Genomic DNA, 25,305 nt, shown 5'->3' with positions numbered 1-25,305 from the left:
GCCCTTCGACGTCGTGCCCGGTGAGGCACTGGCGGAGGATACGAGATGCGAACTCGTGAGGGGTTGCCCCCAACACGCTTTCCAACTGTTCGTCCCGGGGTTCGGCGGGGTCCGTCCGGGTCCTGACCTGCGGTAGAAGGGGCGTGCAGCCGTGGGCCGGACCTGGCTGAACGGCGCTGAACGCAACTGGAACTGCAACTAGTGTTCTGAGTCGGGAATTCGCTTCAGATATCCGGCGAGGTGTTCGAGGATGTCGTCGGCGGTCTTGGTCCAGATGTAGGGCTTGGGGTCGGTGTTCCAGGTGGCGATCCAGGTTCGGATGTCGGCTTCCAGGGCGTGGACGGACTTGTGGACGCCTCGCCGTATCTGCTTGTTGGTCAGCTCGGCGAACCATCGCTCGACCAGGTTCAGCCAGGAGGAACCGGTCGGGGTGAAGTGCAGGTGGAAGCGGGGGTGCGCCAGCAGCCAGGTCTTGATCGCAGGGGTCTTGTGGGTGGCGTAGTTGTCCAGGACCAGGTGCACTTGAAGGTTCGCCGGCACCTCCTTGTCGAGCTTGACCAGGAACTTCTTGAACTCCTCGGCCCGGTGCCGGCCGTGCAGGGACCCGATGACCCTCCCCGTGGCGACTTCCAGGGCCGCGAACAAGGTGGTGGTTCCGTGCCGGACGTAATCCGCGGTCTGGCGCTCGGGAACGCCGGGCATCATCGGCAGCACGGGCTGGGAACGGTCCAGAGAGCCTGGATCTGCGACTTCTCGTCCACGCAGAACACCAGCGCCCTCTCAGGCGGGTCCAGATACAGGCCGACGACGTCGTGGACCTTGTCGACGAAGTACGGATCGGTCGACAGCTTGAACGTCTCACTGCGGTGGGGCATCAGGCCGAAGGCCCGCCAGATCCGCGACACCGTCGACTGCGACAACCCGGTCTCCTCTGCCATCGACCGCGTCGACCAGTGCGTCGCATCCCTCGGAGTGCGCTCCAAGGTCTTGGCGACCAGTTCGGCCACCTGCTCATCAGTGACCGTGCGCGGGCCGCCCGATCTGGGCATGTCACCCAGGCCGGCGATCCGGCGCTCCACGAACTGGGCCCGCCACCGCCCCACCGCATGCGGCGTCGAACCCACCTCCGCCGCCACGTCCTTGTTCGACGCACCCGCTGCACAGGCCCAGGATGATCCGGCACCGCAAAGCCCACGCCTGCGGCGTCGAACGACGCCGCACCCACCCATCCAGGGCAGCCCGCTCATCATCCGACAACAACTCGACCTTCGGCCGACCCGTCCGTGCCACCACCCCACTCTACATTTATGAGCAGAACTCAAGACTCAGAACGCTAGCCGGGCGCTGTCCACCTCATGTCTGACCTGCGATGTCATGGACTCTGCTCAAGGGTGAGGGAACGCGACTGCGCGTCCTGCCAGTCGGCGGCGGGGTCGAAGTTGGCGTCGGTGATGGCGGCCGAGCAGTCCCAACTGGTTCCGACCCGGAGGAGTTGCGAGGTCAAACATCCGGGCCGGGGTTCCACAAGATGCCGATCGTGGTGACCGTGGGGATCACATCCCGGGCCACGACTCCAGAAAACGTAGGCCCCGTGTCGGTGTCTGGCCATAATCTGTTCCCCGCACATTGTGAGGGGGCTAGATGCCGAAGGTGCCTGACAGCCGGCGTATCGGGCGCATGGCGGTGAACGAGGTGCGTGCGCTGTTGGAGCGCCACGGCCATATTGTGCAAGAGACCGACGGCAGCAACGATTACGGCGAGGACCTGCACGTCACCTTCGTCGAGGAGGGGCAACGCACAGAAAACGCCGTTCTCATGCAGGTGAAGGGCGGGGTCTCAGTACGGACCAGAAGGGGGCATCGCGTCAGAGTTGGCGATCACGCGGAGAACTGGCGCGATGGCAGTCTTCCGGTCCTCTGTGTGGTCCACGACCCGGAGCGCGGTGGCCTTTTCTGGGCAAACGCGACTCGTCAACTGCGGCGTGCTCAGGCGCTGCGCAAGTCACTGAGGTCGATCGTTGTCGCCGCCGATTCTGTGTTGGACGATGCCCGATTGGAAGCATTCGTGCAGACCATGCGACGGCGCCTGTCCCGGGAGCGCGAAGGGGTCTGCCGATGGGCGGATATGGCTGACGTTGAATTCGCTCCGGACGACATCGTTAAGCCCTTCGAGAACGAGGTCTTCGAACCAATGGTCTTCTGGCAGCGCCGCGGTGACCCGTACTCGGTGTTGCTCCACCACGACTTGGATTGGGAACCCATACGAATCAAGGAAGAGATGCTTCGTTTCCAGCCGCTTCCGTCGGTCGGCCACATCATCCTGGATGACGCGGAAGCACACTGGTTGCTGGGCTGCTTTAAGTCTACCGGGTGGTGGCGTCGGCCGACCGAACGACCATTGTGAACAAATTTGACTCCCGTCCGTGCGGGGATTTCCTATGCCTTTAGAACGATGTGCCTGTGCATTTTGATGATCAGGTCGGCGACGGGTACGGGCTGGTTAAATTCCCCCGCGCGCACCGTGACGTTCAGGCACGGGAGCGCCCGAATCCGGTGGCAGAGGTTATCCACAGTCGGATGGCGCGGGCCCGGGCCGCTTCGGGGCGGCGACGCTGCAGCGTCGGCTGTGATCTTGACGACGACAGGCCAACGGCAATCCTCAACGTCACTGGCCCCCGCTGCGGGCAGCGGGGGCCAGTGACGTCGTGCCCGGTGAGGCACTGGCGGAGGATACGAGATTCGCACTCGTGAGGGGTTGCCCCCAACACGCTTTCCAACTCCCCGTCCGGGGGTTCGCGCAAGTCCGTCAACTTCTGACCTGCACTGGAGAGCCTATACAGTCGATGCTCGGACCGTGCTGAAACGGGGGTGAACGCAACTGAAACTACAACTGGTCGGAGCTCTCCTGCGGGCGCTTAGCTACATCTATATCGGTCGCTGACTGCCTCGGTCGGCTTCGATAGCTGCGGTCAGGGCGAAGTTGAGTTTTGCAGTAGCGGCGTAGCCGTCCGGAATCATCGGGCGGGTCACGTCGACACTGCTTAAACCTGCGGCCAGACCTGGGTTCGTGCCGTCTTCCTCATCAACCATGCTGCACAGTTCCCGTAGGGCTACGAAAGCGGCCAGTCGGAATTTTTCGCTTTCCGAGAGACTTTCGATATTTTGCTCGTGCGTAAAAATTTCGGCATGCTCGCGGGTGAACGTGTCGCCGATACTTTCCGGTGACGTCAGGTTGACCGGGTGGGGTGCCCAACCTGGCGTGCGGTTGGCACGGCGGACCAGGGCGTAGGAGTAGGAGCGCAGGCCTTCGGTAGGTTCTTGGAGGGCCGCTTGGGTGTTGTTGGTCCGCAGCGGTATTCCTAGAGCATCGGCCACTGCGCTCAAGTGTTGGTCGAGTAGGGGCAGTGGTTTCCCGAAGCTGTGGAAGCTGATTCCCATCGGGAGAACTTCAGTGTCTTCGACCGGTACGAGCACAATCCGGCAGCGGACGCCGGCTTCTTCTCGATCCTCGTCGCTCCAACAGCGGATCGCCTCCCAGGTCGCGGGCCACTGCTCGAGCGGGACGCTGATTGCCAACTGTCGGTCGAGCCATGGGGCGGCGGGTGCGCAATCAGTCATGATCGCAGAGCTGGTCACAGTCACTCCTACGGTCACGAGTAGAGCTGTGACAGAAAGCAATCCTGTGTTCAGGACTGCTTGCTGACTCGCCCGCACAGCCGTGCGTAGGCGACCCGCATCTTGGGTGCCCTGCCTCAGCGCCGCAGCAACCGGTGACTCGTCAACTGCTGACAGCACTCTGGCTGTGTCCAGAAGGGAGGTCATCAACTCGGTCGGCAGCGTGTCCCCAATCCCGGACAGCACTGGCGCCCCTTGGTCGATGGCCTTCTGGAGATCAGGGACGGCGTCCGCGAGTCTGGCTCCAGCACCACGTACCCCTCGCGTTTGGGCGACTTGCTGCAGACTGGCAGCAATGTTGATGAATGCTTTCTTGGCCGTGTCCAGCTTTGGGGCCTCGCGCAGCGTCGCATCCTCTCGGGCGGCCTGATAAACCACGGAAAGGGCTTCTGCAGCGGCTAGGGGACGCACTGGTTCCGCCGGACGACCTGGAAGGGCGATGGCCTCCTGATGGGCGCGGTCGACTCGTGCACTCCATTCCTTCCGGGCGCGGCCCGCATCCGTTGGCCGCAATCGTGGTGGAGTCTTCTCAAGCAGCTCGAGCAACTCGGTTGCCAACAAGGCTTGAGCGCGGCAACGTTCTGTCCATGTCCCGCTTCCCGCACTTTCCATGGCAGCCGCTTCGAGAGCGACGTTACGACTAGTCGTGCGGGCACGTCGCAGAACACCCGCCCTAATGTGTTTGACGCCTTCTGTTACGCCTGCAACCTGTCTTGGACGATTGTTGGCGTGCCAGAGCTCCGCGTGGATCAAATCTGCCTCAGGACATGCATCGAACAGGCGCCGGAGCAGAAGTACGACCTGCCCGTTTTCCGAGGCCCTGTCGCTTTTTGGCTCGGGCTCGTATGCAGATGAAGCTGCAGGTGAACCATCGGGCCGAGCATAGGAAACGGCATGCACTACGCAGGCCAATTCATTGCTGTAGGTTCCGGGTCCAACATGGCCTTCAGGGTCCTGATCGAGTTCGGCCACGGGGAGGAACTCGACCTTCACATGGCAGCCGAACGGGTCGCTGGCCACGGCGTCGATGGCGCGCTTTGTCACGTCGCCGAACGACGCTGAAATGCTCTCTCCGCTCAGACCGGCCAGAGCAGTAAGGGATGCCGTGAGTTGGGCACGCAGATCGGCAGCCACGCTGTCGCCGCTACCGGGCGGATCTGGCAGGGCGGGGACGTAGTGTCTGTACACGGTGCTGGCCTGCGCGGGACTAAAGGTGATCAGCCCTTCGGCTGCCTCACACAAGCGTACGGCGACGGCCAATGGCGCGTCGCAGATCAGACTGAGCAGAGACTCGGGACCAAGCGCCGCCCCGGCGGCGAGCGCCGCGTCCTCGGTCCGGATCGGCAACTGCTTGCCGAGCGCTTCCACAGCTTCGAACTGCGGCAGATCGAGGTTGATCTGTGTCGACAACCAGGCGATCCACAACAGTGTCGCAGTGTCCGCCCCGGGCGGCTGTTCCCGCTCGACCAGCGGGAGGGCTGCGTAGACGTGTGCGACGCTGTCAATGCGTTCTGCCGCTTCCAGCAGTCCGGCCGTGTAGACAGCCTCATTGCCCACGGAGTCCGACGCCCCGGCGGCTATCTGCTGCAATTGCTGGACTATGCATTGCGCCAGTGGGCGCAGCGCATAGTGAATGCGGGCTAGTCTCTCTTTCGCAGTCAGCTGGCCCAGGCTACGGGCGATGACCTGTGCTCCGCGCACGGCTGCGCGGCGCAGAGCTTGGGGACGGGCCGGCGCTGGAAGCGCCGTGATTGCAGTGGCGTAAGTCGCTGTGAGAGAGGGCTGTGCATTGGTGTGCAGGAGGTCGAGTAGAACCTCGGTGCGCAAATCGTGTAGGCCCTTCCAGCCGCTGGCATCCGTGCCGGTGACCAAGTGCTCGCCGACCAAACGACGGAACACCTCATCCAACACGTCGTAACTCTGGTCCATCGCGGTGGGCAGCGTGTCGGCGGGGACTTCGAAGCCCAATGCGTGAGCGGCGCAGACTACTCTCAGTACCGATCGGTCGAGTCGTCGTTGGGGGTCTGCGAGCGCGTCGACCTGCTCGGCCAGGATCTCGCGCAGGCGTCTTCCGGTAGTGACCAGAGCAAGAAACTCCATCAGCAAGCCGTCCGCGTGACTGACAGCCTCCTCACGCGCCATGACCATCGGCAACCCGCTTGCCTGGACCGCTTGATAAACCTGATCAGCCGCGCTGGTGGTCAACGCCGCGTCTACCAGCGCGGCGCCCCGGGTCAGGCCCGGGGTGAGGTCCTCGTGCCGCCCCGCAGCCATGATCGCGACACCGGGCAACTCAAGTAGTCGGTCACGAGCCTCAGGCCATGCGGCCATACGGGCCCGGCCCAGGTCATCAATGCAGACCACCATCCGGCACCCGCGAGACGGCTTAGCTCGTAGGACATGACGCACGAGCATTTCTGCATCTTGGGATGTGGTCACGCGCAGCACTCGTATCAGCCGCGGACCAGCTTCGATCAGGCGAGCACACCGCCACAGCAGGGCCGACTTTCCGCTGCCGCTGGGGCCAGAAATAACTGCCTGTCCGCGTTCGGCAAGCCCGTCCAAGACCGCCTGAGACTCCTGCGGCCGTAGTACGTCCAGCCCAGCGGCGATATGGCTGGGCAGCACGCTGACACCCTGGAAGAACCCGCCAGCGTCCTGCGGCGATGGCGCGAGGAAGTCCAACGGTTCGCACACACCCGCTGCGACCGCCTCCTCCAGGTTCTCGACATCGATCTCTCTTCCCAGCGCCGCAGCCATCGCATCGAGATCACTGACAGCGCGGTTTAGGGCTTCGGAGAAGTCGGACTGGCGTTGCGCGGCGGCGACGTCGGCCAAGTCACACTGCAGGCGGCTTCGCAGTAGCGCGGCCAGCGTCGGGTGCAGACCTAACCCGACTTCCAGCAGAGAAGTCGTGGTCTGGCCGAGGTCTTCGTGCACCTGGACCAGATGTGTCCGCGAGAGCACCATCGACGCCAGTGCCGGATCCAGGTTCTCCTCCGACAGGCGCCTCGCCAACGCCTTCAGCAGACTAACCCGGGCTGTATCGCCAGAGGGGAGACGGGCCAGAGCGGTGTCCAAAGTCTCGGTCCACCCTGTGTGCGGCAACGAGCTGCCGAACTTCCCGTTGGTGACCACTGCCAGACGCGAGTGAACCTGAGTATCCCTCTTGGTATGCCAGCCGATGCTTTTTGAGTCCGACCCTGCCGTAGCTGCTTGATCCGTGAGCTGAATAGTTTGGGTTGCGTGGGCCAAGATCTCCGCGAGTTCGGAAGCAGCGATGTTTTGGGTGCCTGGCCCCCGCTCTTTGCTCTGCACGAACAGTTTCGAACCGTCGGAGAGGCGGCAGTCGACGTCCTCGAACCCCTCGGGGCACACCGCATCCACAGGAAGACCTGGCACATCTCCAGCGCGGCCGGCTGACAGGAGCATCGCTGAGAGGGAAACCTGAAAGGTGACTCCGGCGACGTTTGCAGCTCCTGAACGCAGCCTTGCGAACTGCTCGGGCAGGCTTGCTGCTGGCGCGGCGGCGTCCTTCTGCTTGCGGGCCGCTGACTTTTGCTGCCGATCGCTTCGCTTCGAAATCATCAGCGCACCACCATCTTTGCGGACATATCGACCACAGACAGCATAGGTTGAGTTGCGACTGCTGGGTGCCATCTTTGCGGATTGGTCGGCATGGTACCGGGGAGCTTGTGCTGCCCGACTACCGTCGTCCGATGGAGGCAACCTGCCACCTGACAGCGTGAGGAGACTCCTCTGTGCCAGGGCGGACGCTCAACTACAACCAGGCATGTCGTTGGCCCCCCAACAGCGAGGGCCAACGACGTCGTGCCCGATTAGCCTCGGGCTTTCATGAAGCGGGTTGTCCGAGTGATGGTCGCGTAAGCGAAAAGTGCCTCTGACCAGAAAGAATGAGGATTGTCGAGGTCCTTGTTCCTGCCACTGTCGGAGGCACTTCTCAGGTGAAGAAGCGTATCGGGTCCTACCGGTGTGTTCGTGTCGGGGGCGGTGGCCGCGGGGTCGTCTCGCAGGCTGGCGGGGTGCTGCTGGTCGAGACAGTCCGCAAGTCCGGTCTGGACGCCGCGGTATCGGCAGCGCTTGCGCCGTGGCGACGTGCGCGGGCGGTGCACGACCCGGGGAAGATCCTGCTGGATGTGGCCCTCGCGGTCGCGCTCGGCGGGGACTGCCTCGCGGACGTCGCCATGCTGCGAGCAGAGCCGGGCGTGTTCGGGCCGGTGGCCTGCGACCCGACCGTCTCCGGCCTCATCGACACCCTTGCTGTCGCAGGGCCCAAGGCCCTGACCGCGATACGCACCGCGCGATCCCGGGTCCGTGAACGCGTGTGGAAGCTGGCCGGTCCGGCGGCGCCGGATGCCGCAGGGCAGGTGATCGTGGACTTGGACGGCGTCCTCGTCCAGGTGCACTCCGACAAGCAGGACGCGACCGCGACGTGGAAGAAGACCTTCGGCCACCACCCGCTGATGGGGTTCGTCGATCACGGCAGCGGCGGCAGCGGGGAGCCGGTGGCCGGCCTGCTCAGGGCGGGCAACGCGGGCAGCAACACCGCCGCCGACCACATCACCACCACCCAACTCGCCCTGGCGCAACTCCCGAAGACCTATCGGCGTGGTCGCCAGACCCTGATCCGCACCGACTCCGCAGGCGGAACCCACGAGTTCGTCGCCTGGCTCGCCAAGCGCGGCCGGTGGCTGTCGTACCCGGTCGGCATGACCATCACCGAACATGTCCACCAGGCCGTCCTCAAGGTCCCCGCCCCGGCATGGACACCGGCAGTCGAGCCCGGCGGAGACATCCGCGACGGCGCCTGGGTCGCCGAGATCGCCGGTGACTGCCTCAAGGCTGGCCGAAAGGGATGCGACTGATCGTCCGCAAGGAACGGCCCCACCCCGGCGCCCAACTGCGGATCACCGACACCGACGGCCTGCGGCTCACGGCGTTCGCCACCAACACCGCCGACATGCCGATCGCCGCACTGGAACTGCGGCACCGCCAACGCGCCAGGGCCGAGGACCGCATCCGAGCCGCCCGCGCCACCGGCCTACGCAACCTACCCCTGCACGACACCGCGCAGAACCAGAGCCGGCTGGAGATCGTCCAACGTGCCCTGGACCTGCTGGCCTGGATGCCCATGCTCGCCCTGACCGGCGAAACCCGCAGATGGGAACCCCGCCGACTCCGGCTCCGCCTCTTCTGCGCCGCAGCCCAGATCGTCACGACCGCCCGCCGCCGGCACCTGAGGTTCGCACGCCACTGGCCCTGGACCGACGTGATCACCAACGCCCTGGCACGGCTCGAAACCCTCCCGAACCCCGGCTGAACAGCACGTTCCCGTCCCTGCGAGCAGCACTATCCCGACCGGAGCCGTGGAACCCGGCGCCCACCCGACGCGACAGTCGGGCCATCAGCATGCCCACCACCCAACCGAACACGCGAAACGGTCCGCCGAGCAAACCGACGGACCGCCACGAAAGATCGAGGCTAGAGTCGTCGGCCTGGACGGCATCGTGGTCCAGGCCGACGACAAGGCGCTCACCGAGACCAGGTCGGCGAGATCGGTATTGGTCTCAAGTCCTGACCTCACCTTCTCGCAATTCGGACAATTCCTCGCGCCCCTTGGTGATGACCATCAGCGTGGCGTGCGGATCCGTGTCCGGGGGAAGTGGGGTGTCGGCGGTCAGATCACGGAGGGTGTAGCGGGCGTCGAGCCAGGTCTTCAGGGCACGCCAATGCTCCGACTGGTCCCAGCTGAGACCTCGCGCCCAGGGGTCTGACCCATACGGGGTGTCGTCAATACCGAGCAGGCCTGAGCGACGCACCAGGCACGGGTAGCACAGACCGCAGTTGGCGAGGTCGGAGGGCGGCCGGGGCGGCGCTGAGGAGGTGTGCCGCAGCTCAGGCTGGCGGCGAGGTCGGCGGCGCTCAGGCCGACATTGCGGGCGGACTGGCAGACCTGGCGCTTGGTGAGGTGGACGAGCGGATTTTGGACCTGTACGACCGAGCCACCGGCCACAGCGGCTATCAGCTGGTTCAGCAGGTGCAGCGTCCATGGGTGGACGGAGCGCGTGGAGCAAGCGGCTGCTCGGCCAGGGGACAGGGGTGGATTGATGGCGAGCTGGCCGTTCTCAGGGATGTGCGCGACGGGTGCACCCTCGGCGGCTGCTGCGCGTACAGCGGTGGCCGCGTAGAGGAAACCACGGGAGCGAGTGGAACGTTCGAGGGCCGCCTGCTCCTTGTTCTGGATGTGTACGGTCTGGCTCAGGGTGATGTGGCGAATTGGACGGGCCCGGCGCCGGTAAATGCTGTCGTACGCGGCCTCCTGAAGGTCCTCGAAGTTCTGTTCGCTGAAGGTGATGAGCAGCAACTCTTCGGACGTAGGGATAGTCGCGCGCTAAGCCGCCCAGCTCAGGGAGTCCAGGCCCCCGGAGAAGAGAGCGACCTCCGCAGCGCCGGAGTCGAAGGTGAGGGGCACGTTGGTCGCAACGTGGAAGTCACGGAATTCGACCTCCCAGTGGTCACCGGTCAGGGTTCGCAGCAGGGAGGTGAGAAGGGGGCGGGCTGAGTTCCAGCGCTCGTACGCGTCGACCGGTACGCAGAGTTGTATGTGGCGGGTCCAGTGGTCGAAGGCGGCGTCACGGAGAGCGTGCTTGTCCGCGGCGAAGACCGCACGGCCGATCCGGTGCAGATCGTCCGCCCAAGCAGGGGCAGGCGCCAGAAGAGGCTGCCAGTGCGGGGCGCGATGATTCGCCTCCCAGTAGTTGCGGTGCTGCCATCCGGCGGGCGGCTTTGACCCGGCGGGCTCCAGCCAGAAGAAGGGACGATGGGTGGCGGTCATGCAGATTCCCCCTCCGGGTCTTCCTGGCGTACCAGTACGCCCTCCATCCCCAGACCCAGCACCTTGCCCACCGTTCCGGGGAGCAGACGGCGGGCGATATCGGGCAGTGAACCGACCGGATCCTCGATCGCCGACTCCGCGAACTTGGCCTCCTCCGCCAGTTCGGCTGCCTCCTCGCAAGGGCTGGGCACCAGGGAGAGCACTTTGTCGGTGGCCCAGTCAGCGATGTGGTCGCCTGGATCGAGGACAGGCAGGACCGGGGCCACGAGCTTGACCTTCTCGGCGATCACCGACCGGAGGAACTCGGTCACGATGTCGGCGAAGAACCACTGGTACAGCAGGCACAGCAAGTCGCCGGCGAGACCACCGCCCGCGGCCTCCACTTCCCCCGTTTCTGCCCTCTGCCGCTTCAGTAACCGCTCGGCGGTATCCATCGCGGCCCGCCGTATCGCCGCGTCGGTCACCGTGTCGCCGTCTCCGCCGACTTCGTTGGTGAAACGGGTCAGGAAGTCATCCGCGTCTTTCAGGCCCGCTGGACCCTCGTCAGCCAGCGCCGCCATAGCGTCGGCGAGGCGATAGCCGGCCTTGGTCGCGGCATCCACGAGGCCGAAGGCCGACTGGTTTTCGCGCATGGTTTGGTGCAGTACGTCCAGGTGGTCATCGAGGATCTTGTCGAGAAGTTGCTGTGCATGCGGTCCGTCGCTGTTCCATCTGGAAAGCCGTCTGCTTACGCGGCTCCACTCAGCGGCTATGCCTGACCGGCCTCCCGGACCCGCCCAGCGCGTGGATGTGCCCATGCAGCCCCCTCTGCTCGGTGGCGTCCCCCTTCATGGGAGCAGGAAGTTCATCGATAGAACGCGACTCGGCCACTGGGCTCCAGGGCACCGCCGACAAGGTCAGCCACCCGCGCCGGGCCCGGTCCGACCAGCAGCCTCCCGAGGCCTGACCCGGGCAACTGCAACTGAAACTGCAACTACGCACGTCGAAGGGCCCCACCGCGAGCGGTGGGGCCCTTCGACGTCGTGCCCGGTGAGGCACTGGCGGAGGATACGAGATTCGAACTCGTGAGGGGTTGCCCCCAACACGCTTTCCAAGCGTGCGCCCTAGGCCTCTAGGCGAATCCTCCGGGGGAGACATTACAGGGTCCAGGGGGGTGCGAGCGAACTCGATCCCCGGGAGGGTCTGGGGTAGGGTGGGCGCCAGCCCCTCACGTGGCGCTATCTCGCTGAACTCCCCCAGGGCCGGAAGGCAGCAAGGGTAGGTGGGCTCTGGCGGGTGCGTGGGGGGTCTTCGCATGTCCGGGTGGTTTTCGGCGGGGCGTGTCGCGTCGCCGCGTAGTGGGTTCGTGACGTTGTGTCGCATTGATTCGCGCGCGGAGGGTACCTGGTCGGGGGTGCGGGCGGTCGGCGGTGGGGCCGGGCGCGGGCGAGGGAGGGGCCGGGTGTCGGCGGGCGCGGATAGGCTCGTACCCGTGTCACTCGCCCTGTATCGCCGCTACCGCCCCGAGTCCTTTGCTGAGGTCATCGGGCAGGAGCACGTCACCGACCCGTTGCAGCAGGCGCTGCGCAACAACCGGGTCAACCACGCGTACCTGTTCAGCGGCCCGCGCGGATGCGGGAAGACGACCAGCGCGCGCATCCTCGCCCGCTGTCTGAACTGCGAGCAGGGGCCCACTCCGACCCCCTGCGGCCAGTGCCAGTCATGCCAGGACCTCGCCCGCAACGGCCCCGGCTCGATCGACGTCATCGAGATCGACGCGGCCTCCCACGGCGGCGTGGACGACGCCCGCGACCTGCGGGAGAAGGCGTTCTTCGGCCCGGCGAGCAGCCGCTACAAGATCTACATCATCGACGAGGCCCACATGGTCACCTCGGCGGGCTTCAACGCCCTGCTGAAGGTGGTCGAGGAGCCCCCGGAGCACCTCAAGTTCATCTTCGCGACCACCGAGCCCGAGAAGGTCATCGGCACGATCCGGTCGCGCACCCACCACTACCCGTTCCGACTGGTGCCGCCGGGTACGCTGCGCGACTACCTCTCCGAGGTGTGCGGGCGCGAGGCGATCCAGGTCGAGGACGGCGTGTTCCCGTTGGTCGTACGGGCCGGCGCGGGCTCGGTGCGGGACTCGATGTCCGTCATGGACCAGTTGCTGGCCGGCGCCACCGAGGCCGGAGTGACGTATGCCATGGCCACCGCGCTGCTGGGGTACACGGACGCCGCCCTGCTGGACGACGTGGTCGACGCCTTCGCGGCCGGCGACGGCGCCGCGGTCTTCGAGATCGTCGACCGGGTGGTGGAAGGCGGCCACGACCCGCGGCGCTTCGTCACCGACCTGCTGGAGCGGCTGCGTGACCTGGTCATCCTTGCCGCCGTGCCGGACGCCGCCGAGAAGGGCCTGATCGACGCCCCCCGCGACGTCATCGAGCGGATGCGGGCCCAGGCATCGGTTTTCGGGGGTGCCGAGCTGAGCCGCGCCGCCGACATCGTCAACACCGGGCTGACCGAGATGCGCGGCGCCACCTCGCCCCGCCTGCAGCTCGAACTCGTCTGCGCGAGGGTGCTGCTCCCGGCCGCGTACGGTGACGAGCGTTCCCTCCAGGCACGCCTGGAACGGCTGGAGCGAGGCGTCGCCTCCGGTGCCGTCCCGGTGGCCGGCGGATACGGCGGCGGTGCCGAGGGGGTCGGCGGCGACCACGCGGTACCCGGCCCGCCCGCGTCTTCTTCCGGCGGGCCGGGTACGGGCGCGGCGGCTGCGCGGGCCGCGCTGAGCCGTGCCGGTTCCGGCGCCGGTGCCGGGAGTGGCAGTCCCGCGTCGGACGGCGGATACGCGCCTCCGGCCCAGTACCCGTCCCAGCCCGCTGCTCCCGCTGCCCCCGTTGACGCCCAGCCTCCGGCCCAGCCCCAGTCCCCGGCGGTCTCCGGTGGCCAGCAGCCCCACCAAGGCCAGGACCAGGACATGGGCCAGGGCCAGGGTCAAGACCAAGGCCAAGGGCAGGGCCAGGGCGAGTCGGCGGGGCACGGCTACGAGCAGGCGCCGGCCGGTTCGGCCGGGGCACCGGCTGCGGGCGGTGCCCCGGCCGGGCGTCCCGGCGCCTGGCCCGTCCCCCAGGGCTCGCCCGGGCCGGTGGCGCCCGCCGGGCAGGCGCGCCCTGGAGCGTGGCCGACCATCGCGTCCCCTGGAGCCGGTCCCGGTGGAGCAGGTCCCGGCGCGGCCCAGCCCGCCCCCGCGGCTGCCCCCGCCCTGCCCCCAGGCGCCGCCGGCCCCCCAGCCCGCCCAGCCCGCCGCGGCCCAGGGCGCGCGGCCCCCGATCGGCGACCCTTCCCGGGTCCGCGAGCTGTGGCCGCAGATCCTCGAAGCGGTCAAGCACCGCCGCCTCACCTGGATCCTGCTCCTCAACAACGCGCGGGTCGTCGGGTTCGACGGTGAGACCCTCCAGGTCGGCTTCGACAACCCCGGCGCGCGCAACAGCTTCGCCAACGGCGACAGCGAGGAGGTGCTGAAGCAGGCGATCAGCACCGTCGTCGGCAGGCCGTGGCGGATCGAGACCCTCGTCGACCCAGGTGGCGACGGAGGTGCGCGCGGCGGTGGCCGGGCTCCTCGACCGCCTGCCCCCGGCGCTGGAGCAGGCATGCCCCCGTCAGACCAGGGCGGGCCGGGCGGCGGCAGCCCGTACGGGTCTGCGCAGGCCGCACCGGCTCCGTACCGCGACACGCCCGGTGGCAGCGCGGAACCCGGCCCGGGAGGCTCCGGCAGCCATGCGGGCCAGGCCCCGGGCGGCTCGGGAAGCGGCGCGGGCCAGACGGGCGGGCGGGCCGCGGCCAGCGCGTCGTACGGTGCCCCGCCCCCTTACGCCTCGGGGGTGACGGAGCCGCCGCCGATCGAGGACGACATGCCCGAGGAGGACGACGCGGACCTCGTGGATTCCGCGCTCAGTGGCCACGACCTGTTCATCAACGGGCTCGGTGCCACCGTCATCGAGGAGATCACGCACGACTGAGCCTCGGTGCCGGGGTCGGTGGTGTCCGGGCGGGGCGTTTCCACCTGGGCCGGCGCGGAGGTCGAAGCAGGTGCCGAGCAGGTTCGCCATCGGCTCATGGCTGGTCCGCAGGTGGTGCACTGCCGCCTCGGAGCCGGAGCCGGCGCCGGACCGGACGCCGCCTCCGGTACTCGAACGGGCAATCGGACCGATTCCGAGGCCGAGGGAAGGCCGAGGGAGACCTGGGGGACCGGGGGAAAGACCGAGGGAGAGGCCAGGCCAAAGCCCGGCCAATAGGTCTGGGCAAGGGGTCCGAGCGGCAGGTCCGGGCCGGGGGCGGGAGAGCCAGCGTGGTGGCCGCCCGGGACCGGGTCGTACCAGGGGGTGATCCTCCGTACGGCGTAGAGCGCTGGGCCGTACGAGCACGTAGGCTCGCCCTGTCACGCAAAATACAGCGCGGCACCTGCGGCCGTGGTCCGCGAACGCGGACGATTGCCGGTCCGGCCCGTCGTTCGGACGGATCGGTCGGTGTGGGCCGGTGCGGCCAGGACGAGTCAGGAGCGAACCGTGATTCCCGGTGGTGGTCAGCCCAACATGCAGGCGCTGCTCCAGCAGGCGCAGAAGATGCAGCAGGACCTCGCGGCGGCCCAGCAGGAGCTGGCCGACGCCACGGTCGAGGGCTCGGCGGGCGGCGGCCTGGTGCGGGCCACGGTGTCGGGCGCCGGTGAGCTGCGTGCCCTGGTGATCGACCCGAAGGCGGTCGACCCGGACGACACCGAGACCCTCGCCGACCTGGTGGTCGCGGCGATCCAGAACGCGAACGACACGGCGCAGAAGCTCCAGCAGGAGAAGCTCGGCCCGCTCACGCAGGGCCTCGGCGGCGGAATCCCCGGCCTGGGCTTCTGACCCTCCCGTTCCCTCCTGCCGAATCGTCCCTGCCTCGGCGCCTGACCGTACCGCGCAGCCCCTCGGGCCGCCCCGGGCACCGGGATGGCGGGCACGTACAGCGGAAGTATGAGGCCGGAGGGAAAAGGAGCTGAGACCCGGGATTCCGGGCAGCCACCCTCCGACGACCCGCGGGCCGCCGGGTCACCGGGCCGGAGTGGACCGGGCCGGTGCAGGTCATGCCAGGCCGGGCCGGAGCAGCACAGAACAGATCAGCCAGACAAGCAGTTCCAGAGCAGCAGACCACAGAACCGAGGAAGGCGCGGCGTGTACGAAGGCGTGGTGCAGGACCTGATCGACGAACTGGGCAGACTGCCCGGCGTGGGTCCCAAGAGCGCGCAGCGGATCGCCTTCCACATCCTCCAGGCGGATCCGGCAGACGTGCGGCGGCTGGCGCACGCGCTGTCGGAGGTCAAGGAGAAGGTCCGGTTCTGCGCGGTGTGCGGCAACGTCGCCCAGGACGAGCAGTGCCGGGTGTGCCGCGACCCGCGCCGCGACCGGGCGGTGATCTGCGTGGTCGAGGAGCCCAAGGACGTGGTGGCGATCGAGCGCACCCGGGAGTTCCGCGGGCGGTACCACGTGCTCGGCGGCGCGATCAGCCCGATCGAGGGCGTCGGCCCGGACGACCTGCGGATAAGGGAGCTGCTCACGCGGCTGGCGGACGGCACCGTCACCGAGCTGATCCTCGCGACGGACCCGAACCTCGAAGGCGAGGCCACGGCCACGTACCTGGCCCGGATGGTCAAGCCCATGGGCCTGCGGGTGACGCGGCTGGCCAGTGGCCTCCCCGTAGGCGGCGACTTGGAGTACGCGGACGAGGTCACGCTGGGGCGGGCCTTCGAAGGGAGGCGTTTGCTCGATGTCTGACGCTGTGGCGGACAGGGACGCGGAGAACCCGATGCAGACGGGGAACCCGCTGGACACGGGGTACCCGAGGGGCACGAACGCGAAGGGCGTGATGGCTGTGCGGGGCACGACGGGAACGGCGGGCGGGTCCGGCGGCGGGTCCGGAAGCGTCGGCGCGGGCGACGTGGAAAGGTCGGACACGGGCGCCGCGGCCGGCCAGGAGCCGGACGAGTTCGCCGTCCAGATCGGCGACCAGATCGAGAGCTTCATCCTGTCGGTGCGCGAGGTCGCGAAGGGCGACGACCCGGACAGCGCCGTCCCGTATCTGCTGCTGGAGGTCTCGCAGCTGCTGCTGGCGGGCGGGCGGCTCGGCGCGCACGAGGACTTCGTCCCGGACGAGCGCTACGAGCCCGACGCCGGTCCGGAGCCGGACGAGGACGAACTGCGCCAGCGGCTGGCCGAGCTGCTGGAGCCGATCGACGTCTACTCCGAGGTCTTCGACCCGTACGTGCCGCGGTCGGTGCCGGTGGCCTGCCGGATCTCCGACGACCTGGCCGAGGTGGTGGCCGACCTGGCCCACGGGCTGACCCACTTCCGGGCCGGCCGGGTCTCGGAGGCGCTGTGGTGGTGGCAGTTCTCGTACCTGTCCAACTGGGGACCGACGGCGAGCGCGTCGCTGCGGGCGCTCCAGTCCCTGGTGGCCCACGTGCGGCTGGACAGCCCGCTGGACGAGCTCGACGGTCTCGACACCGGCAGCGACGGTGCCGACGACGAGCAGCTGGCGGTGGAGGCCGGCCGGGTGATGGAGGCGGAGCTGGGGCGGATCGGTATGCGCCGCGGCAGGGCGGCGCGTTCCTGAGACGCTCGCGTAGGGGCGTAGGGGCGTAGGGGCGTAGGGGCGTAGGGGCGTAGGGGCGTAGGGGCCCGCGTCCTGACGTCTGGACGCGGCCCCGATGGGTGTCCGGACGGGGTTCCGTACGGGATTCCGGACGGGGTCGGGCGCCCGCGCATGGTGTCCGCGTACAGAGTCCGCCCCGGGCGCTCCGGAAGCGGGCGGCGCGAGCCCCCGGCGGCTGGTGCGGCCAGCGGCTGGGACCGGACAGTCCGCAGGTCCGGGGCTTGGACCACCCGCTGAACCCGTCGTCTCAGCATGCGATATGGGCGGGGCAGGTGCGTCCGCCTCGTTAAACTGGGCCGACCGCATCCACACGCATTCACCCTGAGCGAGGAGCGCACGTGGCCCTTGTCGTGCAGAAGTACGGCGGCTCCTCAGTCGCCGATGCCGAGGGCATCAAGCGGGTCGCCCGCCGGATCGTGGACACCAAGAAGTCCGGCAACCAGGTTGTCGTCGTGGTGTCCGCGATGGGCGACACGACCGACGAGCTGATCGACCTGGCGGAGCAGGTGGCGCCGATCCCCTCCGGCCGTGAGTTCGACATGCTGCTGACCGCGGGCGAGCGCATCTCGATGGCGCTGCTCGCCATGGCGATCAAGAGCCTCGGCCACGCTGCGCAGTCCTTCACCGGCAGCCAGGCCGGCGTGATCACCGACTCCGTGCACAACAAGGCGCGGATCATCGACGTGACGCCGGGCCGCATCCGTACCGCCCTGGACGAGGGCAACATCGCGATCGTGGCGGGCTTCCAGGGCGTCTCGCAGGACAAGAAGGACATCACCACGCTCGGCCGGGGCGGTTCGGACACCACGGCGGTGGCGCTGGCCGCGGCCCTGGACGCCTCGGTGTGCGAGATCTACACCGACGTCGACGGGGTCTTCACCGCCGACCCGCGGGTGGTGAAGAAGGCCCGCAAGATGGAGTGGATCGCCTTCGAGGACATGCTGGAGCTGGCCAGCTCCGGCTCCAAGGTGCTGCTCCACCGCTGCGTGGAGTACGCCCGCCGCTACAACATCCCGATCCACGTCCGGTCCTCGTTCTCCGGACTTCCTGGCACCTGGGTCAGCAACGAACCACCACAAGGGGACAAGCCGATGGAGCAGGCGATCATCTCCGGTGTCTCTCACGACACGTCCGAGGCCAAGATCACCGTGGTCGGTGTGCCGGACAAGCCGGGCGAGGCCGCGACGATCTTCCGGGCGATCGCCGACGCCGAGATCAACATCGACATGGTGGTGCAGAACGTGTCGGCCGCCGCGACCGGCCTGACCGACATCTCCTTCACCCTGCCGAAGACCGAGGGGCACAAGGCGATGGAGGCGCTCACCCGGGCGCAGTCGGTGGTCGCCTTCGACTCGCTCCGCTACGACGACCAGATCGGCAAGATCTCGCTGGTCGGCGCGGGGATGAAGACCAACCCGGGGGTCACGGCGACGTTCTTCGAGGCGCTGTCCAACGCCGGGGTGAACATCGAGCTGATCTCCACCTCGGAGATCCGGATCTCCGTCGTCACCCGGGTCAACGACGTCAACTCGGCCGTGCAGGCCGTCCACTCGGCCTTCGGCCTGGACAGCGACAGCGACGAGGCGGTCGTCTACGGCGGCACCGGCCGTTGAACCGCCACCGCGGCGAGGCGGGTTGAGGGTCCCGTTCCGGGCCCGGGCAGCGGGTTGCCGCTCCCGGGCTCCCGGGGCGGGACCCTCTCTGCTTCGCCTCCCTGGCCGGGGACTTCGCGCGGACTTCCCCTGGGCTCGGTCTTCCGGGCTCGGTCTTTCTGAGCGCGGTCTTCCTGGGCCTGGACTTCGTGAACCTGGACTTCGTGAACCTGGACTTCGTGAACCTGGACTTCCTGGCAAGGCGCTCCGGTGTTCCGGCGCTCCGACGCTCCGGCGGTCCGACGCTTTGCCGGGACGACGCGGTGAGGATGCGTGGTCTTGCCGGTCCGGGTGCCCGTGATCCGCAACCGAACGGCGCCGGGGGGCGTCTCTGCCTTGAGCGCGTTGTCGTGGACCTGCGGGAGTACCGGTTCCACGGCACGTGGCCGGTTGGGGAGGAGCCCCGGGGCGGCCGGTGACGCCGGTCGGAGGGGGCCGTCGGCGCCAATGGGCGTCGAGGAAGAGCTGGTATGCATGGCGAAAGATCGGATAGGTCACACTCCGTCCGACGCATCACCCAGCGCGTACAACCCTCGTGGGGGGATGCGTGTCCAACAGGCGTGGCTGAGGCGTGGAGCATCGAGTCGGCGTTCGGACGGCAGGGGAGCGGGGCCGTACCCGTGCGCATCCCGCGCCCACGCGGCGGTGGCCGCCCGACGGCCGGGGCGGCCGGAGCCGGGGCCGGAGCCGGTACGGGCGAGGCCCGGACGGGGGCGCTGCCCGGCGCGGGGAACGGTTTCCCGGTGACCGCGCCCTGGCCGGTGCGGGTCGGCGCCGAGCAGCCGGCCGAAGGGGACAACGGCAAGGCCGCGGAGGTGATCGGCACCACCGTCGACCACCTCACCGAGACCTACCAGGCGCACTACCGGTCGCTGCTGGGACTGGCGGCCCTGCTGCTGGACGACACCGCCTCCTGCGAGGACGTGGTGCAGGAGGCGTTCATCCGGGTGCACTCCGCGCGCAAGCGGGTCCGGGACCCCGACAAGACGCTCGCCTATCTGCGGCAGACCGTCGTGAACCTGTCCCGTTCGGCGCTGCGGCGGCGCATCCTCAGCATGAAGCTGCTGGCCAAGCCGATGCCCGACATGGCCAGTGCGGAGGAGGGCGCGTACGAGCTGCTGGAACGCGACCAGCTGAAGGCCGCGATGCGCAGGTTGCAGCGGCGGCAGCGCGAGGTGCTGGTGCTGCGCTACTTCGCCGACATGACCGAGGCCCAGGTCGCCGAGACCCTCGGCATCTCCGTCGGATCGGTCAAGGCCTTCGGTTCCCGGGGGCTGGCCGCCCTGCGCGTCGCGATGAAGGCGACGACATGACCCGCCCCGACTCCTACGAGGACGCAGACGGTATGGACGAGAAGACCCCTTCCCGCGCCCCGCGCGACCTCGGCGAGTCCGGCGAGTCTCACGAGCAGGCGCATGAGGCCGCCGCAGCCGGCTCCGGTTCTTCCCCCGCGAGCTCCGCTTCCCCGGCCCCCTCGCCCTCCGCCCCCCATGACGCCGGCACCGCGGCCGTCGTGCCCGAAGCTCTCTCGGCCGCAGCGAACAGTCCCGGGTCCGACGACATCCGCGATGTTCGCGATCCGCGTGAGATCGGCGATCCTCGCGAGATCGGCGACATGCGTGAGGTTCTCGACGATCGCGATGCCGCTGGGCCGTTCCCGGACGGTGGGTCCTTCGCAGGCGTCACCCGCCTGGGCCATCTGGACCACCTGGACGGACTGGACGGACTGGACGGACTGGAGCGCCGACACGGCCCCGGGAGCCCGGGGGGACCGGACGGCCCCGACGGCATCAACGGCATCGAGGACCTGGACGGCATCGACGACCTGGACGGCATCGACGACCTGGACGTCTTCGAAGACCTCTCCGCCGACGAGGAGGCCGTCCGCGCCCTCATGCACCAGGCTGTCGGCGGCCTGCGCGGTTCACCGGACGCTCTGGCGCACCTGAGCAAGGCGGTCCCGCTGCGCCGCCAGCGCCGCCGCCAGGTCGCGTTCGGTGCGGCGGCCGCGGTTCTGCTGGTGGGGACCGCCGTGCCGGCCGTGGTCCACGCGGCCCGGACCGGGGATCGTACGAACGCCTCGCCCGCAGGTCCGGGCGCCTCGCTTCCCGTGCCGCCGAACACCACGAGCCCGCCGACCAGCACTGCGGGCACCTCGCCGTCGCGTCAGTCCCCGACCACCAAGCGCGGCTCCGGCAGCGTCCACCCGGGTTCCAGCGACAACCAGTCCGCCTCCCCGAGCGAGACCGTCCCGCCGCTTGCCGTGTGTACCAGCGGCCAGCTCGGCCAGGGCGCCGGTTCCGCCGCCGCTCCGGACGCCGCTGGCCGCGTCTACGGCTGGTTCCGTGTCGCCAACGTCTCCACCACGGCCTGCGTCGTCGAGGCGTCCGGGACGATCGAGGCCGTGGTCCAGGACCCCGCCGCCCCGGTGGCCGTGCAGGTGCTCCCGCACACGGCCGGCGACCCGGCCCCCGGACTGCCGACCGTGACGGCCAGGTCCGTCGAACTCATGCCGGGCCAGGATTACGAAGTCGCCTTCGCCTGGGTTCCGGACAGCGGCGGTCCGGGAGGCTGCGTCACTGCGACCACTCCCCCCGCCACCCCCACGGACACGCCGACGGCCACACCCACCGGCGAAGCCGACCAGCAGGGTGCCAGCACCAGCAGCAGCAGCGACGGTGTCGGCGAGCAGGCCACCGACACCGCTCCCAGCACCGCCGCCGGCAGCGTCCAGCTCGACCACACTCCTGCTGCGGGTGGCCCCCTCGTCGCCGGCCCGGTGATCCAGAACGTCTGCGCCGGCAGGGTCTACACGACCTCCGAGCTCGCCGCCCCCGTGACCGCTGGCTCGACCCCGTAGGAGCCAGGACGGGGGGAGGCCGTCCTCGCGGCCGGAGCCCGGCCGTCGCTCAGGGCGCGCCACCGCGCCGCCCCGCGCGGTGGCGTGGCGTGGCCTGACTGTGCCATCCCCGGTGCCGGACCGGGCATGACTGTGCCATCCCCGGTCCGGACCGGTGCTGGACCGGTGCTGGACCGGTTCGCGGCGACCGATGGAGGCGCCAGCGCCGGAGCGCCTGGGCGGGAGTCCCGGCACCCCTGGCCCGGCGGAGACCCGACCCCGGGGCGTGGAGCGGCGGCACTCCGCGGGGGCTGCCGAGCCGAGCCGTTTCCAGGGGGAGACAGGGCTTGAGCTGGAACAGCCAAGGCGTGCCGGGGGCGGGTGAGGGGACGCTGGGAACGCCCCGTACCGTGGAAGCGTGTACCGCTTCCTGCTCACCCCACGCTGGCTCGCGGTGAGCCTGCTCGCGCTGCTGGCTGTTCCGGTGTGCGTGTTCATGGGGAGCTGGCAGCTGAGCCGCTTCGAGTCGCGGGTCAGCGACCACCGCACCGCCCAGCACGAGGCGGCCAAGACCGCCGAGGCACCCCCGGTACCGCTCGCCCGTGCCCTGCCCTCCGCCGACGCACAGCTCAAGGACGCCGACTCAGGGCGCGTCGTCAGCGTCACCGGCCACTACGACGGCGCCCACCAGCTCCTCGTACCCCACCGCACCCTTGACGGGCGGGACGGCTACTACGTGCTGACCCCGCTCCGGGTGGACAGCGGCGCCGCTCTGCCCGTGGTCCGCGGCTGGCTGCCCGGAACAGCTCCGGCCAACCGTCACGCCGGCGCCGTACCCGCTGTGCCCGCCGGGCAGGTCACCGTCGTCGGGGCCCTGCAGTACCCCGAGACGACCGACACCACCGGCGTGGACACCAGCGGCGGACTGCCCGCCGACCAGCTCGGCATGATCAGCAGTGCCTCTCTCGTGAACCTCCTTCCCTACTCCGTCTACAACGGCTGGATCACCGCAGCCCATCCGTTGGCACCGCTCAAGGCGGTGCCGCCTGCCGCCTTGCCCGACAGCGGCCTGGACCTGAAGGCGTTCCAGAACCTCGGCTACACCGGGCAGTGGTTCGTCTTCGCCGGTTTCGTGGTCTTCATGTGGTTCCGCTTCGTCCGGCGTGAGGCCGAGGCGCGGGCGGACGCGGAGCTCGGCCTCCTCGCGGACGAGGATGGTGACGGGTCGGGCGGTGACTCGGACGGAGCCGGCCGGGACTCCGCCCAGGTGCGTGGGGAGTCGGAGCCAAACCCGGACTCGGACCCGGACTCTGATTCGGACCGTGACGCCGCGGCCGCCGCCCACGCCGGCTGACGCAGAGCTTCTCCCCGTTCCCGTCCTGCCCTCACTGCCTCGGCCCTTAGGCCTGCGCCGCCGCGCGTGGCCGGCGCGGCGGCGCAGGCCAGGGCCTCGGGGCCCTTCCTGGCTGACCGGGTGGCCTCAGCTCTGCTTCTGTCCCTGCACCTGTTCCTTACGCGGTTGCTTCCGGGGGCCTCCGGGAGGGCCCGGACCAGCCTCCGGCGGTCGCCGCGCCTGGCTGGCGCGGCCTGGCCCGGTGCCCGCGGTGGTGAGCTCCGCGGGTGGACCGGACGTTTCGGCCGGGGCGGCCCGCCCAGGTGCCGCGAACCCATCGGGCGGTGATGGGCCCGCAGCCTGAGGAGACCCGGTGGTGCCCGCGGCAGGGGCCGCGTGCCCGCCAGGGCACCGCCGCCCGCGCCGGGCCGGTCCGGGCACCGGTGGTCAGTCGCCTATGTGGCGCAGTGCGAAGGCCAGCTCCAGGCGGACCTGCTTGATCCGCTCCTCCACCACCAGCGAGCCGTGGCCGGCGTCGTAGCGGTAGACCTCGTGCGACTTGTCCAGGGACCGCAGGCGGTCGACGTAGTTGTCGATCTGGCGTATCGGGCAGCGCGGGTCGTTGGTGCCGGCGCTGATGTACACGGGCGCCTTGACCTGCTCGACATAGGTGATCGGGGACGACGCCTCGAACCGCTCGGGCACCTCCTCCGGCGAACCGCCGAAGAGCGCGCGGTCCAGGGCCTTGAGCGGCTCCATCTCGTCGGCGTAGGCCGTGGCGTAGTCCGCCACCGGGACGGCGGCAACGCCCACCGCCCACGCGTCGGGCTGGGTGCCCAGGCCGAGGAGCGTCAGGTAACCGCCCCAGGAACCACCGGTGAGGACCAGCCGCGCGGGGTCGGCCAGGCCGGAGGAGACCGCCCATTCGCGGACCGCCGTGATGTCCTCCAGCTCGATCAGGCCGACCCGGTGCTTGAGCGCGTTGGTCCAGTCCCGGCCGTACCCGGTGGAGCCCCGGTAGTTGACCCGCACGACCGCGAAGCCGTGGTCGAGCCAGGCGGCCGGGCCGGCGGCGAAGGAGTCGGAGTCGTGCCAGGTCGGGCCACCGTGGATCTCGAAGACCGTGGGCAGTGGGCCTGCCCCGGCGTCGGCCGGACGCTGCACCAGGGCGTGTACCGGCCCGCCCGGTCCGTCGACCCACACGTCGCGCACCGGCACGGAGTCGGGGGCGCGCAGCCCCGGTGCCTCAAGTACGACCGCGCCGGTGGTGGAGCGGACCGCTGGCGGGTGCTCGGCCGACGACCACAGGTACTCCACGGTGCCGTCCGGGCGGGCGGTGGCGCCGCCGACCGACCCTGCGGGGGTGTCCAGCCGGGTGAGGGTGCGGGCGGCGAGGTCGTAGCGGAAGAGCTCGCTGCGCGCGTGGACGTCGTGCGCGATGAGGAGCGCGGTGCCGTCCGGGTACCACTCCGCGTGGACGTCACCGGGCAGGTCGATGTCCAGCGCGGTCTCCTCCCCGCTGGCGACGTCCCAGACCATCGGCAGCCAGCGGTCGGACCGCTGGTGGCCGACGAGAAGCCGGGGGTCGCCGGGGACCGGAGCGAACCCGAGGCAGTCCAGCCCCAGCTCGCGCTTGCCGCCCTCGGTGTCGTCCAACTCGGCGACGGTGGTGCCGTCGGCGACCCGGACCACGCGCAGAGCGCTGTTGCGTGCGTCCCCGTGCTCGGTGTGCTCGATGACCAGCAGGGAGCCGTCCTCCGAGAGGTCCCCGACGCCGGCGGACTCCAGGTGGCGGTAGACCTCGTACGACGTGCCGTCCGGCCGGACCACGTGGACGGTGGTGCCCTCCTCGTCCGTGGCCTGGCCGACGGCGGCCAGGCCGCCCGGGCCCAGGGCCAGCCCGGCCGAATAGGAGGGGGCGAGCCCGGGCGCGGCCGGGACGTCCTCCCCGCCCGTGAAGGGCTGCTTCATCCACACGCCGAACTCGTCGCCGTCCGTGTCGGAGAACCACCAGATCCAGGCGCCGTCACGGCTCAGCGTGCCGTCGGTGGTGCCGTTCGGCCGGTCGGTGGCCTGACGGCGACTGCCGGTGGCGCGGTCCCACGCGTACAGCTCGTACGTGCCCGTGAGGTTCGATACGAACAGGCTGTGGTCCGGGGCGTCCTCGGCCCACTCCGGCAGCCCGACCCGCGGCGCGCGGAAGCGCATCTCCCACGCCGGCATGGAGCCGGCTTCCGACATGGACCCGACGACGGACCCGGTGATCTCGTTCATGTCCACCATGATGC

Annotated in this window: 16 protein-coding genes, 1 tRNA gene, 1 other RNA gene and 2 pseudogenes; 12 read left to right on the top strand and 8 right to left on the bottom strand. The window is 69.2% G+C overall.

Annotated features, from left to right (window positions below; translation table 11 throughout):
* Positions 1-198 precede the first annotated feature (198 nt).
* Both BS72_RS15415 and BS72_RS39230 read right to left on the bottom strand, forming a co-directional pair.
* Positions 199-1,290, bottom strand: a pseudogene (locus BS72_RS15415) (IS630 family transposase).
* Between the two features lie 82 nt (positions 1,291-1,372).
* On the bottom strand, positions 1,373-1,504 hold the full coding sequence (locus tag BS72_RS39230; RefSeq protein ID WP_265736799.1) for a hypothetical protein: 132 nt from the start codon (positions 1,502-1,504) through the stop codon (positions 1,373-1,375).
* 137 nt (positions 1,505-1,641) lie between these two features.
* Between BS72_RS39230 and BS72_RS15410 the strand changes: the two genes are divergently transcribed.
* A complete protein-coding gene (locus tag BS72_RS15410; RefSeq protein WP_232792416.1) occupies positions 1,642-2,403 on the top strand; it encodes a DUF4365 domain-containing protein in 762 nt (253 codons plus the stop codon).
* Positions 2,404-2,924: 521 nt separating this feature from the next.
* On the opposite strand, the gene BS72_RS36540 is transcribed toward BS72_RS15410, so the two are convergent.
* Positions 2,925-7,262 (bottom strand): hypothetical protein, encoded by a 4,338-nt coding sequence (locus BS72_RS36540; RefSeq protein WP_157856245.1) that lies wholly within the window; start codon positions 7,260-7,262, stop codon positions 2,925-2,927.
* Between the two features lie 377 nt (positions 7,263-7,639).
* Between BS72_RS36540 and BS72_RS15395 the strand changes: the two are divergent.
* Positions 7,640-9,015, top strand: a pseudogene (locus tag BS72_RS15395) (IS1380 family transposase).
* A 396-nt stretch (positions 9,016-9,411) separates the two neighbouring features.
* On the opposite strand, the gene BS72_RS36535 reads toward BS72_RS15395, so the two are convergent.
* The 4 genes from BS72_RS36535 to BS72_RS15380 all read right to left on the bottom strand — a co-directional run bounded on the left by BS72_RS36535 (position 9,412) and on the right by BS72_RS15380 (position 11,656).
* Complete coding sequence (locus BS72_RS36535; RefSeq protein WP_157856244.1) at positions 9,412-10,059, bottom strand: hypothetical protein; 648 nt, start codon at positions 10,057-10,059, stop codon at positions 9,412-9,414.
* 27 nt (positions 10,060-10,086) lie between these two features.
* Positions 10,087-10,530, bottom strand: coding sequence for a hypothetical protein (locus BS72_RS15390; RefSeq protein WP_037911132.1), 444 nt, complete (start codon positions 10,528-10,530; stop codon positions 10,087-10,089).
* Entirely contained in the window at positions 10,527-11,327 is an 801-nt protein-coding gene (locus BS72_RS15385) for a hypothetical protein (protein WP_157856243.1), read from the bottom strand. Before BS72_RS15385 ends, BS72_RS15390 begins: the two co-directional genes overlap by 4 nt.
* 241 nt (positions 11,328-11,568) lie before the next feature.
* Positions 11,569-11,656, bottom strand: a tRNA-Ser gene (locus BS72_RS15380).
* A 72-nt stretch (positions 11,657-11,728) separates the two neighbouring features.
* Between BS72_RS15380 and ffs the strand changes: the two genes are divergently transcribed.
* From ffs to BS72_RS15340, 10 genes are all read left to right on the top strand, one after another.
* An RNA gene (ffs, locus tag BS72_RS33205) (signal recognition particle sRNA small type) lies at positions 11,729-11,825 on the top strand.
* Positions 11,826-12,001: 176 nt separating this feature from the next.
* Complete coding sequence (locus BS72_RS15375) at positions 12,002-13,954, top strand: DNA polymerase III subunit gamma and tau (protein ID WP_051951135.1); 1,953 nt, start codon at positions 12,002-12,004, stop codon at positions 13,952-13,954.
* Positions 13,955-14,387: 433 nt separating this feature from the next.
* Entirely contained in the window at positions 14,388-14,525 is a 138-nt protein-coding gene (locus BS72_RS38330) for a hypothetical protein (RefSeq protein ID WP_232792415.1), read from the top strand.
* Positions 14,526-15,071: 546 nt separating this feature from the next.
* Positions 15,072-15,410, top strand: a complete 339-nt coding sequence (locus tag BS72_RS15370) for a YbaB/EbfC family nucleoid-associated protein (protein ID WP_078901387.1) — start codon at positions 15,072-15,074, stop codon at positions 15,408-15,410.
* 306 nt (positions 15,411-15,716) lie between these two features.
* Complete coding sequence (gene recR, locus BS72_RS15365; protein ID WP_037911128.1) at positions 15,717-16,316, top strand: recombination mediator RecR; 600 nt, start codon at positions 15,717-15,719, stop codon at positions 16,314-16,316.
* Between the two features lie 91 nt (positions 16,317-16,407).
* Positions 16,408-17,154, top strand: coding sequence for a DUF5063 domain-containing protein (locus BS72_RS15360; RefSeq protein WP_078901825.1), 747 nt, complete (start codon positions 16,408-16,410; stop codon positions 17,152-17,154).
* 377 nt (positions 17,155-17,531) lie between these two features.
* Positions 17,532-18,806, top strand: a complete 1,275-nt coding sequence (locus BS72_RS15355; protein ID WP_037911126.1) for an aspartate kinase — start codon at positions 17,532-17,534, stop codon at positions 18,804-18,806.
* A gap of 800 nt (positions 18,807-19,606) precedes the next feature.
* Positions 19,607-20,158: a SigE family RNA polymerase sigma factor gene (locus BS72_RS15350; protein WP_051951932.1), complete on the top strand. Its 552-nt coding sequence runs from the start codon at positions 19,607-19,609 to the stop codon at positions 20,156-20,158.
* Positions 20,155-21,705, top strand: coding sequence for a hypothetical protein (locus BS72_RS32365; protein ID WP_051951134.1), 1,551 nt, complete (start codon positions 20,155-20,157; stop codon positions 21,703-21,705). The genes BS72_RS15350 and BS72_RS32365 overlap by 4 nt, the downstream gene beginning before the upstream one ends.
* Positions 21,706-22,102: 397 nt before the next feature.
* Complete coding sequence (locus BS72_RS15340; protein WP_063836081.1) at positions 22,103-23,038, top strand: SURF1 family protein; 936 nt, start codon at positions 22,103-22,105, stop codon at positions 23,036-23,038.
* Positions 23,039-23,464: 426 nt separating this feature from the next.
* Here BS72_RS15340 and BS72_RS15335 read toward each other — a convergent pair whose 3' ends face one another.
* Positions 23,465-25,300, bottom strand: coding sequence for a S9 family peptidase (locus tag BS72_RS15335; protein WP_407639041.1), 1,836 nt, complete (start codon positions 25,298-25,300; stop codon positions 23,465-23,467).
* Positions 25,301-25,305: the final 5 nt, after the last annotated feature.

The organism is Actinacidiphila yeochonensis CN732 (assembly GCF_000745345.1).
GTDB lineage: Bacteria > Actinomycetota > Actinomycetes > Streptomycetales > Streptomycetaceae > Actinacidiphila > Actinacidiphila yeochonensis.
The sequence above is the reverse complement of the archived record's forward strand: the minus strand, read 5'-3'. Positions and strand labels throughout refer to the sequence as shown.